At 73.6% G+C, this 14,568-nt stretch carries 15 protein-coding genes; 8 read left to right on the forward strand and 7 right to left on the reverse strand.

Going from position 1 to position 14,568, the window contains the following annotated elements; all coding sequences use genetic code 11:
* Positions 1 to 15 precede the first annotated feature (15 nt).
* On the reverse strand, positions 16 to 717 hold the full coding sequence (locus tag BMY04_RS09375) for a DUF6518 family protein (RefSeq protein WP_170854064.1): 702 nt from the start codon (positions 715 to 717) through the stop codon (positions 16 to 18).
* A gap of 142 nt (positions 718 to 859) precedes the next feature.
* Here BMY04_RS09375 and BMY04_RS22740 point away from each other — a divergent pair, with 142 nt between their 5' ends.
* From BMY04_RS22740 to BMY04_RS09405, 6 genes are all read left to right on the forward strand, one after another.
* A complete protein-coding gene (locus tag BMY04_RS22740) occupies positions 860 to 1,399 on the forward strand; it encodes a GNAT family N-acetyltransferase (protein WP_170854065.1) in 540 nt (179 codons plus the stop codon).
* Between the two features lie 9 nt (positions 1,400 to 1,408).
* Entirely contained in the window at positions 1,409 to 2,038 is a 630-nt protein-coding gene (locus BMY04_RS09385) for a PadR family transcriptional regulator (protein WP_091179132.1), read from the forward strand.
* A complete protein-coding gene (locus tag BMY04_RS09390) occupies positions 2,031 to 2,720 on the forward strand; it encodes an ABC transporter ATP-binding protein (RefSeq protein WP_091179134.1) in 690 nt (229 codons plus the stop codon). Before BMY04_RS09385 ends, BMY04_RS09390 begins: the two co-directional genes overlap by 8 nt.
* On the forward strand, positions 2,717 to 4,072 hold the full coding sequence (locus tag BMY04_RS09395; RefSeq protein ID WP_091179135.1) for an FtsX-like permease family protein: 1,356 nt from the start codon (positions 2,717 to 2,719) through the stop codon (positions 4,070 to 4,072). Before BMY04_RS09390 ends, BMY04_RS09395 begins: the two co-directional genes overlap by 4 nt.
* A 200-nt stretch (positions 4,073 to 4,272) precedes the next feature.
* Positions 4,273 to 5,301 (forward strand): Atu2307/SP_0267 family LLM class monooxygenase, encoded by a 1,029-nt coding sequence (locus BMY04_RS09400; RefSeq protein ID WP_091179137.1) that lies wholly within the window; start codon positions 4,273 to 4,275, stop codon positions 5,299 to 5,301.
* 140 nt (positions 5,302 to 5,441) lie between these two features.
* Positions 5,442 to 5,729, forward strand: a complete 288-nt coding sequence (locus tag BMY04_RS09405; RefSeq protein ID WP_091179139.1) for a DUF1330 domain-containing protein — start codon at positions 5,442 to 5,444, stop codon at positions 5,727 to 5,729.
* Between the two features lie 37 nt (positions 5,730 to 5,766).
* Here BMY04_RS09405 and BMY04_RS09410 read toward each other — a convergent pair whose 3' ends face one another.
* The 5 genes from BMY04_RS09410 to BMY04_RS09430 all read right to left on the reverse strand — a co-directional run bounded on the left by BMY04_RS09410 (position 5,767) and on the right by BMY04_RS09430 (position 10,808).
* The gene (locus tag BMY04_RS09410; RefSeq protein ID WP_091179141.1) at positions 5,767 to 7,005 is read right to left on the reverse strand and encodes a hypothetical protein; all 1,239 of its coding nucleotides are present in this window, start codon (positions 7,003 to 7,005) and stop codon (positions 5,767 to 5,769) included.
* A complete protein-coding gene (locus tag BMY04_RS09415) occupies positions 6,968 to 7,585 on the reverse strand; it encodes a hypothetical protein (protein WP_091179143.1) in 618 nt (205 codons plus the stop codon). The genes BMY04_RS09410 and BMY04_RS09415 overlap by 38 nt, the downstream gene beginning before the upstream one ends.
* The gene (locus tag BMY04_RS09420) at positions 7,582 to 9,312 is read right to left on the reverse strand and encodes a hypothetical protein (protein ID WP_091179145.1); all 1,731 of its coding nucleotides are present in this window, start codon (positions 9,310 to 9,312) and stop codon (positions 7,582 to 7,584) included. Before BMY04_RS09420 ends, BMY04_RS09415 begins: the two co-directional genes overlap by 4 nt.
* The gene (locus BMY04_RS09425) at positions 9,302 to 9,823 is read right to left on the reverse strand and encodes a SigE family RNA polymerase sigma factor (RefSeq protein WP_232506224.1); all 522 of its coding nucleotides are present in this window, start codon (positions 9,821 to 9,823) and stop codon (positions 9,302 to 9,304) included. The genes BMY04_RS09420 and BMY04_RS09425 overlap by 11 nt, the downstream gene beginning before the upstream one ends.
* 124 nt (positions 9,824 to 9,947) lie before the next feature.
* A complete protein-coding gene (locus BMY04_RS09430; protein ID WP_198410034.1) occupies positions 9,948 to 10,808 on the reverse strand; it encodes a phosphotransferase in 861 nt (286 codons plus the stop codon).
* Positions 10,809 to 11,418: 610 nt separating this feature from the next.
* Here BMY04_RS09430 and BMY04_RS09435 point away from each other — a divergent pair.
* Together BMY04_RS09435 and BMY04_RS09440 are read left to right on the forward strand one after the other, a co-directional pair.
* A complete protein-coding gene (locus BMY04_RS09435; protein WP_091179147.1) occupies positions 11,419 to 12,729 on the forward strand; it encodes an amidase domain-containing protein in 1,311 nt (436 codons plus the stop codon).
* Between the two features lie 34 nt (positions 12,730 to 12,763).
* The gene (locus BMY04_RS09440; RefSeq protein WP_139209811.1) at positions 12,764 to 13,183 is read left to right on the forward strand and encodes a hypothetical protein; all 420 of its coding nucleotides are present in this window, start codon (positions 12,764 to 12,766) and stop codon (positions 13,181 to 13,183) included.
* A gap of 15 nt (positions 13,184 to 13,198) precedes the next feature.
* Here the strand turns inward: BMY04_RS09440 and BMY04_RS09445 are convergent, their stop codons facing one another.
* Positions 13,199 to 14,545 (reverse strand): hypothetical protein, encoded by a 1,347-nt coding sequence (locus BMY04_RS09445; protein ID WP_091179150.1) that lies wholly within the window; start codon positions 14,543 to 14,545, stop codon positions 13,199 to 13,201.
* Between the last annotated feature and the right edge of the window lie 23 nt (positions 14,546 to 14,568).

Consider the following 14,568-nt stretch of genomic DNA (forward strand, 5'->3'; position numbering starts at 1 on the left):
TCGGCGCGGGGCCGCTCAGAGCAGGACGGCGCTGGAGACCAGAGCCCCGACGGTGGCGAGCACCAGGGCCAGCAGGCAGCCGACGAGCCGCTGACGGCCCGACCGTGCCGCGACGAGCGCGACGACGGCGGCGCCGAGCACCAGGACCACGGCGGTCTGGAGGAGGTCGTGCCGGTACGCCGGGTCGTCGCGCGCCGCGGCGGACCGGGCGAGGTCGAGCCCCGCCTCGGCGAGCAGCACGCCCACGGCGGCGGCCGTGCCGACCGGCGCGCGCCAGGGGTGTCCCGTACGGGCCCACGACCCGGCCGTGCCGAAGACGACCCCGGCCGCGACGGCGAGGGCCAGCCACACCAGCGCGGCGCTGCTGGTCAGCGTCGCGACGTCGTCGCCCAGGGCGAGCACGGCGGCGAGGTAGTAGGTCTCGACGGCCAGGACCAGGGCCAGGGTGCAGGCGACCGGGGGCCACCAGCGGGTGCGGCTCCGGTCGGACCAGCCGAGGGCGAAGGCGACGAGGGCCCACACCGCGGGGGAGTTCGCGAGGTTGGCGAAGGGGTACGGCAGCACCCGCTGCAGCAGCAGGTCCAGCGGGCCGAGCGCGACGCCCACGACCACGGGCACCAGCACCGGGCCCCACCACGACCGGCGCCCGCGTAAGGGAGCGGCGCCGGGCACGCGGGGAGCGGCGAGGGTCGTCGGGGGCGGCGTCGGGGTCGGCACGCCCCCATCCTGGGGAAGCACGACGGCACCCGCATCGCACCGCGGTCTCGCTCTCACGCAGGCGAGGTCGGAGCGCGGTCGTGCTCCGCACCCGTCGCGGTTGGATGGAGACGTGGGAGCGCCTCGCGGAAACGACCCGGTCTTGACCGGGCGGCTAAGGCTGACGCCCGTCGTCGTCGAGCACGTCGGCGAGCTCGAGCGCCTGTACGCCGACCCGCTGGTCGCCCGCTGGACCGGGCCGTGGACACCGGACGCCGTTCGGGAGTGGACCCAGGGCATGGCCCGGCGCTGGGCCGAGGACGGCGTCGGGAAGTGGATGGCGCACGACCGCCTCCGCGGGACGCTGGTGGGTCGTGGCGGGCTCAGCCGGACGGTCCTCGGCGGGGAGGCCGTGCTCGAGGTCGGCTGGGTGGTCCGCGACGAGCTGACCGGCCGGGGGTACGCCTCGGAGATCGGACGGGCCGCGCTCGGCTGGGCGGCGACGTTCTTCCCCGAGCTCCCCGTCGTCGCCTACACCGAGGTGCACAACCGCGCGTCGGTGGCGGTGATGCGCCGGCTCGGCCTCCACAGCGCCGGCGTCATCCACCGGGAGGGGCTGGTCGAGGGACGGCCCGGTCTGCACGCGGAGGCGCCCTTCGCCCTGTACCGGCAAGTACTCACTATGATTAGTCACTTGGTGTAGAGTCAGCGCATGGCGCTGGCCGACCTGTTCCTCGGGCTCCTGGGTGAGGGTCCGGCGCACGGGTACGACCTGAAGCTGCGCCTCGACCGCCGCTTCGAGGGCTCGAAGCCGCTGCCGTTCGCGCAGGTCTACGCGACGTTGTCCCGGCTGCAGCGCGACGGGCTCGTCGAGGTCGCGGAGGTGAGCCAGGACGGCGGTCCCGAGCGCATCGTCTACGCCATCACCGACGCCGGCCGGACCGCGCTCGACGACTGGTTGTCGACGACGGAGCCGGCGGGTCCCTACCCGGCGGGCGAGCTGGCCCGCAAGACGATCGTCGCCCTGCACCTGGATTCGGACGCGGCCACGTTCCTGCAACGGCAGCGCGCGGTCCACCTGGGCCGGATGCGCGAGCTCGTCCAGGCACGCAGCCGGACCCGCGACCCCTCGGTCCGGCTCGGCCTCGAGTACGCCATCGACCACCTCGACGCCGACCTGCGCTGGATCGAGACCGCCGCCGCGACGCCGGTGGAGGTCTCGCGCACGCGGCCCGCCGAGCCCGGCGGCGACGGACCTCTCGCTCCGGACGGCGCTGACGCCGGAAAGCCCCACGACCCTTCGAGGCCTGACGTCGCGAGCAGAGGAACCGAGCGTGGCTGAGCCGTTGTTGAGCGGGCTGAACCTGCGGAAGGCCTACGAGCGGACCGCCGCCCTGGACGCCGCCTCCTTGCGGCTGGCTGCCGGGGAGATCGTGGCCGTGACCGGTCGGTCGGGGAGCGGCAAGTCCACGCTCATGCTCTGCCTGTCGGGGGTCCTGCGGCCCGACAGCGGCGAGGTGGTCTTCGACGGCGTGCGCGTCGACCGGCTGTCGGAGGCGGAACGCTCGCGCCTGCGCCGCCAGGAGTTCGGCCTGGTGCTGCAGTTCGGCCAGCTCCTGCCCGAGCTCAGCGTGGGCGACAACGTCGCGCTGCCGCTGCTGCTCGACGCACGGCCCCGCCGCGACGCCCGGGCCGCGGCGCGGACGTGGATCGAACGCTTCGGGGTCGACCACCTCGAGGGCGCCCGGCCCGGGGAGCTGTCCGGCGGGGAGGCGCAGCGCGTCGCCCTGGCGCGGGCGCTGGTGAGCGGGCCGCGCGTCGTCTTCGCCGACGAGCCGACGGGCGCCCTGGACACGGTCGGGGCGCAGCAGGTGCTCGAGCTGGTCGTCGACACGGTCCGGCGCGAAGGGACGTCGGTCGTGCTGGTCACGCACGACAACACCGTCGCCGCCTTCGCCGACCGCGAGGTCGTCCTCGCCGACGGGCGTACGCAGGCCGACGACGCCGGGCCCGGCGCCCGGTGAGCGCGCTGGTCCTGCTGCTGCTCCGCGGCCAGCAACCGGTCCGGACGATCGGGGTGGCGGCCAGCGCGGGAGCCGTCGCCGCGCTCCTGCTCCTCGCCGTCGCGGTGCTCCGGCTGCCGTCACAGGTCGAGGAGCACCTCTTCCCCCTGCTCAGCGAGCCTGGTCTGCGCCCCGGCTACGTGCTGTCCCTGGTCCTGCTCACCGCGCCGGTGCTCCTGCTGCTCTACCAGCTGCTCCGCCTCGGCACCACCGCACGCATGCGGCGTCTCGCCGTGCTCCGCGTCGCCGGGGCGACGCCGGTGCAGGTGCGGCTCCTGTCCGCCCTCGAGCTGGTCGTGCCCGCGCTGCTCGGCGCCGCCGTCCTGGGGCCCGCGGCGTACGCGGTGCTGCGGGCCCTGTTCGGGGGCACCCCGGCCGGTAGCGGCGTCGAGGGCGAAGCGTTCCCCAGCGGCGCCGGCGACGGTTTCGTTCCCGTCACGGTCACGCCGGGTGCCGTCGACGTCCTCGCCGTGGTCGCCGTCACCACGCTCGCGTGCGGTCTGATCGGCTGGCTGGTCTCCCGCGACGTCGTCGTGTCCGCGCACCCCGTCTCGCGGCGGGCCTCGCCCCGGCGCCCCCGACCCTGGCCCATGCTCCTGATCGTCGCCGCCTTCGCCCTCACCGTCCCGCTGCTCGCGAACACGCTCGCCGTGGTCGTGGGGATCGGGGTGGCGGCGCTCGGGCTGCTGCTCAGCGGGCCCTGGATCGCCCTCCGGGCGGGACGCCGTGCGGCCGAGCGTGCCGACGGCGCCGAGGAGCTGCTGGCCGGCAGCCGTGCCGTCGCCGACCCCTGGGCCGCCGGTCGCGCCGTGGCGCCGATCGCGGTCGTCGGGCTGGTCGGTGCGGGTTCGGGTGCGCTCCTGCTCGACCTGATCGCCTACGGGAACTTCTACGGCTTCTACATCATCTCGCTCGGCCTCGTCGCGATCGCGCTGCTTGTGGTCCTCACCTTCGTCGTGTTCGCGCTCGCCACGCACGGCGTCGAGACACTCTCCGAGCACCGTCGTTCGACCGCCTCTCTGGTGGCCGACGGCGCGTCTCTGGAGGTGCTGCACCGGTCCCTGGTCGCCGAGGCGCGCCTGCTCGCCCGCCCCGCCGCCACGCTCGGCCTGCTCGTCGGCACCGCCGCCATGGTGGTGGTGACCGCCCCGTCGGGCGACGGCGACCTCTCGCTCCTCGCCCTCCTGGGGACCGGCGTCCTCGTGCTCGTCGTGCTCCTGCTCCTCATCGAGGTCGCCGCGCGCACCGCCTCACGACTCGTCCGCCCCTGGCTCGTCGCCGCGGCGAGCCCCGACGGGCTCCGTACCGAGTGACGAGTTCTCCGGACGGCCCCGCCGGGAGCCCGCCGAGAACTCCTCCCGCCGAGCGGTAGGTTGCCGCGCCGACACGCCGTGCCGGGAGCGCCGCAACCTACCGCTCGCGCTCGAGCCGGGGCCCTGGCTCACGTCGTCGCCGCCTTCTCGGCCGCGTTCTGCCTGCCGGCCCGAGGTCGGGCGCGTGAGAGGGTTCCTCCATGCACATCGGCGTCGACAGCTTCGTCTCCGAGGTCACCGACCCGAAGACCGATCACGTCGTCGGTCCCGTCGAGCGGATGGCGCACCTGCTCGAGGAGATCGCGCTGGCCGACCAGGTCGGCCTCTACTCGTTCGGGATCGGCGAGCACCACCGCGCCGAGTACTACGACTCGGCCCCGCAGGTCATCCTCGCTGCCGCGGCCGCCCGTACGGAACGCATCCGGCTCGGCAGCGCGGTCAAGGTGCTGAGCGCCGACGACCCGGTGCGCGTGTTCCAGCAGTTCGCGACGCTCGACCTGATCTCGGGCGGTCGGATCGACCTCGTCGTCGGCCGCGGGTCGTTCACGGAGGCGTTCCCGCTCTTCGGCCTCGACCTCGGCGACTACGACGCGCTGTTCGAGGAGAAGCTCGAGCTGCTCCTGCAGCTGCGCGACGAGGCGGAGGTGACGTGGTCGGGCCGGTTCCGCCCGCCGCTCGTCCACCAGGGCGTCTTCCCCCGCCCGGTGCAGGACCCGCTGCCGATCTGGGTCGGCGTCGGCGGGACGCCGCAGTCGTTCGTGCGCGCCGGGCTCCTCGGGCTGCCGCTGATGGTCGCCATCATCGGCGGCGAGCCCCGCCAGTTCGCGCCGCTGATCGACCTCTACCGCCGGGCCGGCGCCCACGCCGGCCACCCGCCGGAGCGGCTGCAGGTCGGGCTGCACGTCTTCGGCTACGTGGGGGAGAGCACGCAGGCGGCCGCGGACACGATCTACCCCGGCTGGCACAAGATGTTCTCGACGGTCTCGCGGGAGCGCGGCTTCGCGCCGCCGAGCCGGCCGCAGTTCGACGCGACCGCCGGTCCCGACGGCGCGTTCTTCATGGGCGACCCGCAGACGGTCGCGGACAAGATCCGGCGCATCGCCGAGCAGGTCGGCGGGGTCGACCGCCTGTCCCTGCAGATGACGAACCCGCTCCTGGCCCACGACGACCTGCTGCGCGGCATCGAGCTGCTCGGGACCGAGGTCGCCCCGCTGGTCGCCGACGTCTGACCCCGGCCGTTCCGAGGACGACAGCCGCACCTGGGTCGCGCCCGACCTGGCGACCCACCTGACCTGGTGGACCGACGGGACCCTGAGGCTCTGACGCAGCCGCCGGTCCGTGGCGTGCGACGGCCCGACACAATGGCGCCGTGACCGCGTACTGGATCAGCGTCTACCAGGAGATCTCCGACCAGGGGAAGGTCGACGCGTACGCGCGGCTCGCCCGACCTGCGCTCGAGGCGGCGGGCGGGACGTTCCTGGCCCGCGGGCTGCCCGAGCAGACGTACGAGGCCGGTGAGACCACCCGCACCGTGCTGCTGGTCTTCGACTCGGTCGAGGCGGCTCGGGCCGCCCACGACAGCCCGGCCTACCAGGAGGCCCTGGCCGCCCTCGACGGCGGTGCGCGCCGGGACATGCGGATCGTGCCTGCGCTGTAGCCGCGCGAGGCGCACGGCCGGCCGCGGGGACCCCGCTTCACCAGGCGGGGGCGTGCGTGGTGGTGAGGTGCAGCAGCGGCTCGCCCCCGAGGGCGACGTCGCGGGTCTCGTGCGTGCGGGTGTCGTAGGCGCGGAGCCGATGGTCGGTGAGCGCGAGGAGCCAGCGGCCGTTGCCCGACCAGGCCAGCTGGCGGTTGACGTTGAACTCGGGGCCGGCCCCGGGCAGCACGCTGTCCCGGCCGCTGCGCAGGTCGACGACGTGGGTGCGCAGAGCGCTCGCCGGTTCGGAGGCCGTCACGGACAGACGGGTCCCGTCCGGGCTGAGCGCTGCGTCCCCGTAGGCGTCTCGGTCGGTGCCGATGCCGCCCCTGGCCGTGAGCGTCCGCGCCACGGGGGCGGGCAGGGTGGTGCGTCGCGCGTCCCGCTGGTCGAGGAGCTCCAGCCGGCAGCGGCCGGAGCGGTCGCCGCCGCTGACCAGCAGCCGTCCTCCGCCGGCGGCGACCAGGTCACCCCGGATGACCAGCCGGACCTGGCCGGTGTGCCCCGCCCGGCTCGGCTCGAGCCGATGGACGCCGCGGCCGCTGGTCATCAGCACGCCGCCGTCGCCGTCGGGCAGCAGCGCGTACGGCCCCGCCGAACCGGGTGCGGTGAGCGTCGTCCCCGGGACCCGGCGCCCGTCGAGCGCGGCCAGCCGCAGGGTGGTGGTCGTCATCGGGTCGGTGCCTGTCTCCGGCTCCCCCCAGACGTCGCCGCGCGGCCCCGCGTGCAGGAACCCTTCGGCGTCGAACGCGTGCGGCAGCGGCGACGCCGGCTGCCCGTCGCGCACGAGGACGCCGCCGGGGCTCCACCGGGGCTTGACCAGCACCCAGTCCCGGCCCGCGAGGAAGGTCGTGTGCTCCTGCAGGTCCGGCGTGGGGGTCCGGGTGATCCGCCCCGTGGCGAGCTCGACCCGGAAGACCGCGGTCGCGGACTGCGCGTAGACCTGACCCGTGCCGATCCCGGGCAGCAGCGGCCCGTCACCGGCCCTGACGACGACCGGCGCTCCCGCCGGCGGGACCGCGGCGGTGGGCGCCGCCCCCGGGGCTGCCGGGGACGGGGACGGGGAGGGGAGAGGCGCCGCCGGCACCGAGGAGGTCGTGGGCGGAACAGCCAGGTGCAGCCCGACCGCGGCGCCGGTCACCAGCACGGCCATCACGGTGACGAGCAGCACCCACCGGCCTGCAGCGCCCCGGCGGCGCTCAGCGGGCGAACGCTCCTGGACGGGCCGCACCTGCACCTTCCGCATCCTCCTCGAGCGGCGAGGTCGGTACGGGAGGCGTGCCGGTCCCGCCGGCCGGCGACCGCCCCTGGGCGAGGAGCACGACGAGGTCCAGGTGGACGAGGCCGATGCCGTAGTCGATCCAGTCCTCGTCGGTGACCGTCTCGGCGTGGCGGTACTCGTCGTCGGTGCGGACGTAGACCTCGAGCCGGTCCCTGGTGACGTCGAGCTGCCACACGTGGTCGACGCCGAGCCGTCCGAGGGTGTGCCGACGGCGCCGTGCCGCGTCCTCGACCGGCCCGGTGTCGGCGACGTCGACGGTGTCGAGGAGGTCGACGCACAGGACCGGGGCGGCCCGCAGACGGCCGTGGGGCCCGAGGTCCGCGTGCACGGTGACGTCCAGCGGCACCAGCAGCGGGCCCTGCTGCCAGGTGCAGGCCGCGCTGACCTCGTGCCCCGCCGGGGTGGTCGCGCCGAGGAGGCCGACCAGCCCGGCGCGGAGCCGATGGTGCCGGCGCGCCACCTCGGGCTCGACCGCCGCCTCCTGTCCTCCGGCGGGGTCGGGCAGGAGGTGGCCGTGCGCGTCCGCCGGGGTCATCGGCTGATCTCGAAGCGGCCGCCGTACGACCGGGCGGGTGCGCTCCCGCTCCGGGCGGCGTCGACACGCAGCCTGTACATACCGGGCGGCAGGGGGAGCGCGAAGGCGTAGGTGTTGTCCGACCTCACCGCGGCCCGCCCCTGGAAGAGGGTATCGTGCGTGACGAGGTCGGTGACGTACCAGGTGACGTCGTCGCGGTGCTGCTCGAGCGCGCCCACGACCTCCAGGGCACCGGGCTCGGGGATCCCGTCGGGGAGGGTCAGGCCGTCGGTCGTCCGCTCCTCGACGCGACGGAGCGCGATCGGTTCGGCCGTGTCCAGCTGGTCGAAGAGGCGGAAGCTCTCGCCGCGCATCGTCACCCGCACGGGGACCGGGTGCCCGACGTACGCGGCGACGGTGTGCACGAGGCTCTGAGCCCAGAAGGCCGCGACCGCGCGGTCCGGCTCGGCGGGTCGGACCCGTTCGTCGCTCGCGTAGTCGACCACGACCTCGTCGCCCTGCTCGACCACGCTGGCGAGCCTCAGCGAGCCGAAGGGCCACGACGCGTCCTCGGCCGACGGCTCCTCACCGATCGCGGCCACCGCGTCGGAGAGGGTCGTCCTCGGCCTAGGCTCCGCGAGGAGGTGCTGGGCCGGCCCGGGGTAGTAGACGAGCGTTGTCTCGACCGGTGAGGTGGGTGGGTCCGTGACCGGCTCACGCCCTGCGGGCGTCGCGCTGCCGGTGACGGTGAAGCGACGCTGCGCCTCGACCTGCCCGGAGCGGCTGCGCAGCACCACCGTGTAGTCGCCCGGCTCGAGCTCGGGCGCGAGCGACATCACCGTCTCCCCGCCGTTGGCGGCATCGGCGGTCGCCGTCGCCGCCGCCCGACCGGCGGGGTCGGTCACCGCCAGCTGGTCACCGACCGCGCCGGGCATGGCGGCGACGCCGACGGGGGAGGTCACGCGCTCCGACGCCGCGGGGAAGAAGATCGTCCGCGGGGCCGTCACCGTGGTCCGGGGGTCGAAGAGCGGTTGAGTCGTGTCGACGACGCCGTACAGGGTGGTCGGCCTGCCGTTGAGCGTGATCACGACGGGACCGAGGGTGTCGAAGGCGGCCCCCGCCGTGCGGACCCAGGCCTCGACCCAGCGCCGCGCCTCCGCCCGGCCGGCCGCCCCGGTGGGCCGCGTCTGGTCGTCGACGGCGGCCATGTCGAGGTGCACGGCCCGGTCGACGACGGTGAGGCTCGCGACCCGGTTGGCGTCGTTCCGCGGGACGGCGACCGCCCCCGGAACGTTCGGCGGCTGCTCGAACAGGGCCCGCACGGCCTGCGCCGGGTCGTACGGGGCGCTCGCGCGGGCCGCGTCGACGACGAGCCCGTCGGCCCCGGGCCGGTAGAGCGTCCACGCCACCCGCGGCTGGCTCGGGCGGTAGCCGCCCGGCGGCTGCGTCGCCGAGGACGGCACCGCGGTGGGGCTCTCCGCGGGCACGGCTGCACGCTGCGGGCCATGGGTCGTGACGAGCACGAGCGCCGCGACCACCAGCGCGAACGACGCGACGGCGACCGCCGCTCGCCCGTACGCCCGCCGGCGCGGTCGCGGCGGAGCAGCACGTCCAGTGGAGGCCCGCTCGGCCGCGAGCCGTCGCTGGAGGCGGGCCCACCCGTCGGGCGTCGGTTCGACCTGCCCGGCCTCGGTGCGCATCGCCTCGCGGAGCGCGTCGACCAGGCTCGGGTCCGGATCAGACCTCATCACGACCTCCCAGAAGACTGCGCAGCGCGTGGATGCCCCGCGCACCGTGGCTCTTGACCGCACCGCGGCTGATCCGCAACGCCTCGGCGGTCTCGGCCTCGCTCAGCCCGGCGTAGTAGCGGAGCACGAGCACCTCGCGCTGGCGTGGCGACAGCCCCGCCAAACCGTCGACCACGCGGCGGTGCTCCAGCCCGCGCAGCACCGACGCCTCGGCGCTCTCGGCGTCCTCGAGCCTCTCCACGGGAGAGGACCGGACGACGGCCTGGTGCCGCAGGGCCGAGCGGCACCGGTTGACGACGGCGACGTGCAGGTAGCTCGCGGCGTCGCCCGGGCGCCGCAGCCGCGACCACCGTGCGTGCAGGTCGACGAACGCGTCCTGCACCAGCTCCTCGGCCCGACCGACGTCCCGCACCAGGAGCCACGCGACCCGGACGAGGCGGACGTGGTGCGTGGCGAACAGGGCCTCGAGCGAGAGCTCGGGCACGGGTTCGCCCGCCCTCGTCGCGTCCACCGGACTCAGCGCCTCCACACCCCTTCCACGCGCTGACCCCTCCGCTGGTTGTCACCCGCGACGGAAGAACATCACGACCAGGGCTCCACCACCACGAGAGCGGGCACGGTCGGGCGGGGTCGGCTCAAGCGAGCGCGGCCCGGAGGTCGTCGCGGTGGTCGAGCAGCCAGCGCTGCCGGCGTCGGATCAGGTCGCCGACGCCGTGGTCCCACATCCGCGCCCAGCCGCCGCCGAGGTGCTCGGCCGCGCCTCTCATCGCCCACCACATCCGGTCGGCCCTGGCCACCGCGACGTCGACCAGCGACGCCCGCTCGGCGGCGCCCAGCCCGTACGCGTCCGCCAGCACCCTCAGCCGCTCGGGCTGCCGCGTGCGGGACCAGCCCGGCCAGACGTCGGCGGGGGCGCGCAGCGGCACCCAGTGGGTCGCGGTGTTGACGAGGTCCTCGAGCCGCGTCGTCGGGCCCGCCAGGTCGAAGTCGATCAGGGCCACGGCGCGGCCCTCGCGGACGACGACGTTCTGCGGCGTGACGTCGTTGTGGCCCACGAGCTCCGGCGGCGGTCCGACCGGCACGGCGGCGGGCCCCGCCTCTGACGGTGACGGCCAGCGGAACCACTGCGTCCCGGTCGGCGCGGCGAACCCGCGGTCGGCCGCGTACCCCTCCGAGGCGTCGTGCAGGTCCCGCAGCAGCCGACCGACGCTGCGCAGCAGCTCGTCGTCGGCCGCCCACGCCGGGGGAGGGTCGCCGGCGACCGCGCCGGGGACGAAGTCGAGCACGTCGCGACCCGCCCGGTCCCGGCCCAGGAAGCGGGGCGCACCGCGGAACCCGACGGCCTCCAGGTGCTGGAGGTAGTCCGCCACCGCCCCGCTCTGCGCCCGGACCGGCCGGCGCACGGTCGCGCCGACCCGCACGACGCCCTCGGTCACGTCCCCGTGCGGCAGCTCGTCCTCGGGCTCGCTCTCGCCGGGCAGCTCCTCGTACGCCACGCCCGCATCCTGCCGCTCAAGCGCCGTGGGGCGAGGGCTCGAGGTCCGAACGCAGGCGGGGCGATGTGTGCGTCGTCGACCGCCATGTTCTCCACGCCGCACGCCGCACGCTGTGACCGATACGTCCGACGCGCTGGGTTGGGAGGCGTGCAGCTGCTCCACCCCGCGACCGGGCGGGGTGTGACGCCGCGTCCTTCCGCGTCCTTCCGCGTCCTTCCGCGGGCTGCGCGGAGCGGCGCGTTCACGTAACTGGCTGTGTTCGCGCCCGCGGTGGCGGACGCCTCCAGGCTGTCCTGCCGTGCCTTCAGACACCGGGTCAGCCGCAGCGAGGGCTCCGCGTCCAGCCGTTCGACGGCGCCGACGACGAGCGAGGTGGTACCGAGCGTCTTGCTGCGCGGGGCCCGTAGGCGGAGTCGGGCGTCGTCGCTCCCGCAGCGCTCTTGGCCTGCTTGTCGAAGATCAAACAAGTCTTCACAGGATCTTGCCAGGAAACGCTCAGGTAGGTCATAGTTTGCTGGCGCCGCGGTCCTCACCATCGTGGACTGCGCCAGACGATCGGAGTCGTGTGAACAGAATTCGGGCCGCGGCCGGGCTGACAGCGGCGGCCATCGTGTCGACACTGGGCGCGGCGGGCCTTTCCCCCGCCGTCGCCGACACCTCCCCGGCGATCACGAGCGCCGACCAGCTGGCGATCGCGCAGTACTACCAGTCGAAGAAGGTCATCGGGCAGGGTCTCCAGCCCACCTCGCTCAACACGTCCACCGTGCAGGCACCTGCGAGCGTGGGCAACGCGTACCTGCAGGACTTCTACGCGTCGTACGCGGACGACCCCGACGTCGTCATCAAGGGCGTCCAGATCACCCCGACCATCCTGCTCAAGGTCGTCTCCGGCAGCGTGATCACCTACCGCGTCTCGGTGCGCGTGAGCTTCCAGCTGCACGACAACAGCGACGGCACCGACTTCACGGGCGGGGAGACCGTCGACCACACGATCCAGGCCGTCAACAAGCTCGTCACCATCACCGACCCGACGACATTCGCGGCGTCGACGTCCACGACCACCTCGATCCAGAGCGACGGCGCCCTCGACGTCTCCACCGCTCCGCTCGTCGCCGTGACGGGCACGACGGAAGACGCGCAGGTCGCCGCCATGTCCTCCACGGCTGCACCTCTGCCTGCCTGGCAGCTGCAGCTCAAGCAGGTGAGTGACGACCAGGGTGCTGGTGCGTCCAGGATCGCGGCCGACGAGGAGACCAGCGGGTCGCAGTTCAGCGAGGACACGGTCGAACGCCTGGACCTCTCCAAGACCCCGTACGCCGCGGACGATCCGGCCGCCGACGATCCGGCTGCCGCTGAGTACACGGTCGACACGACGGCCAGGGCGTCGTCGACCAACTACTTCCCCTCTCTCAACTTCCGCGCCGCCGCGAGCTACGCATCCTTGTGGACAGACGACAACCACGCCGGCAAGATCAACACGAAGTACGGGGACGCGGGGGACAACTGCACGAACTTCATCTCCCAGGCTCTCTACTCAGGAGGCTGGAAGACCCGCAACACGACCTACGCCGGTCGGAAGTGGAAGAGTCGCTGGCACTGGAACTACCGCGGGCCAGGGAAGTACACCTACACCTGGTCACGAGCGCACTACAGCTACCGTCGGATGGTTGCGGTCGGGAACAGGCTGACCTTCGCCAACATGGAGAACGCCGGTCTGGCGGACCTCGGCTACTTCGACTGGAACGTCGGTGGGGCAACCGCCAACGACGGGGTGATGGACCACGTCATGATCGTGACGAAGCGCACGAAGAAGCACCCTTACTTCTCGCAGAAGTCCGGCAACCGCCACAACGTCCCGCCCCGCGAGGTCCGCAAGAACATCGGAAACCACACCTACAAGTTCTATGGGGTGCACACCTGAGATGGATGCTCCTGGCTTCCCGGCGGACCCGAGCGTGTGGCGCGTCCTGCTCGTCTGGTTGGTGCCGATGGCCGTCGCGGTCGCTGCTGTTGTCGTCGCGGTCACGGCGAGACGCAGCCGTCAGCTCGACGGGCTACGGAGGGCGCTGTCGATCGCCGCGGTTCTCGCGGTCGTCGTCCCGGCCTTCTTCCTGGTCTTCCCGACCCAACGGCACGATGTGAACGGGGTGGTCGAGTGCCCGCTCAGCGGCGCTGCCCAGTCGGTGATGCCCGGCGACCACGACAGCGAGCTCTACCGGTTCTGGGAACCGTGCGTCCGCGCCTCGCGTCGTGCCGTCGGCTTGTCGACGGGCGGGTACGCGCTCGTGGCCGGCCTCGTCGGGCTGGTGGTCCTCAATGCGCCACGCAGGGATCGGGCACCGCAGGCTCCGACCAGGACGGCCGTGCGTCTGTAGACACGCTCCGCCCGCTCAGTTCCAGACGGTCACGGTGAGGGTCGAGCCTGGCGGCGCCGGGTTGGGCTGGACGTCGCCGACCACGCCGGTCATGTCGCCGGGCTCGCGCGAGCCGGGGCAGTCGGCGTACACGTACCTGACCGTGAATCCGGCCTGGCTGGCGCTGGGGACGTAGACGTTCCCGGCGCCGGTGGTGATGGTTCCGCCGTTCTGCACGTAGTCGACGGTGTCCCACTGCGGCACGGGCACGAGGTCGTCGGCGGCGACCGGCTTGGGCACGGGCATCACGGTGGGCAGGACGCCCTGCGGGTAGACGATGCCGCGCGCCTTCGCGTACTCGGCCGGCATCGTCGCGTCCGCCGGTGAGTTGACGGCCGCGCTCGCCGCCTGGGCGATCAGGTCGAGGTCGGCCTGGAAGCCGGCGCCGGCGGCTCTGATGTCGGCCGGGGTGACACCGGCGGGGAAGTCGTACCGGCTGGTGTGGTCGCCGATGAACTCCATCAGGTTCAGGTCGTCCAGCAGCGTGCTGCGCCGGTGGGCGCAGTACATCAGCACGTCCTGGGCGTGCTGGATGTCGACGGCGTTGAGTGGTGGCGGTCCCAGCGCGATCCCGATCGGCGCCAGCGTCACGTAGTAGGGCTTGGCGACCGCGTCCGGCGAGGTGGTGAACGACTGCAGGAAGGCGTTCGCGTTGTCGAGCAGCTGCAGCGGGTCGGTCGGGTCGGTGATCTTCAGGTCCGTGGGACCGCCCTCGTGGTACATCTGCACGAAGACCTCGCTCTGGTACTTCTTCAGCACGCTGTTGAAGTTGAGCTTGGCCTCGGCGGAGAAGAGCCCGTAGCTGCCCTGCAGGTCGTCGGAGATGTGCTCGGTGTCCTCCGAGCTGCGGGTGTCCACCCGCAGGACGCCGACGAACATGCCGCCCCGCTGCAGGCCGCGGACGAAGACGTTGCCGTAGCGCGACTCGAAGAGATCGGGGCGGTCGACGAGGGCGGCGGCGTCCGACGTCAGGGTCGGGACGTCGATCTGGAGGAACTCCAGCTCGACGGTCACGGTGACCGTCATGAACAGCGAGCTGGACTGCACCTTCGAGCTCTGGGCGAAGCTGAAGCGGTTGGACACGCCCGCCCCGAAGGCGGCGCAGCCGTAGCTCGCGTCGACGTCGATGCCGAGCGACTGCTCGAGGTCGCTGGTCGTGTGGATGCGCGACACGGTGAAGTTCACCGTGGCGCCCTGGGCGCGGTCGACGCCGGTCACGGCGCCCGTCACGGCGGTCGCCATCGGGCTGCCGGAGAGCAGGTCGGCGCCCAGTCCGACGTCGTAGCCCGTCCGGTACGGGACCGGGATCTGCTGGATGGCCATGGTCGGCTCCTCGAGGTCAGGGT

The organism is Microlunatus flavus (genome assembly GCF_900110855.1).
GTDB classification, from domain to species: Bacteria; Actinomycetota; Actinomycetes; order Propionibacteriales; family Propionibacteriaceae; genus Microlunatus; species Microlunatus flavus.

Coding starts and splice junctions, on each gene's coding strand:
- BMY04_RS09385 (WP_091179132.1), top strand. CDS start 1,409: ATGGCGCTGGCCGACCTGTTCCTCGGGCTCCTGGGTGAGGGTCCGGCG.
- BMY04_RS09400 (WP_091179137.1), top strand. CDS start 4,273: ATGCACATCGGCGTCGACAGCTTCGTCTCCGAGGTCACCGACCCGAAG.
- BMY04_RS09415 (WP_091179143.1), bottom strand. CDS start 7,585: ATGACCCCGGCGGACGCGCACGGCCACCTCCTGCCCGACCCCGCCGGA.
- BMY04_RS09420 (WP_091179145.1), bottom strand. CDS start 9,312: ATGAGGTCTGATCCGGACCCGAGCCTGGTCGACGCGCTCCGCGAGGCG.
- BMY04_RS09445 (WP_091179150.1), bottom strand. CDS start 14,545: ATGGCCATCCAGCAGATCCCGGTCCCGTACCGGACGGGCTACGACGTC.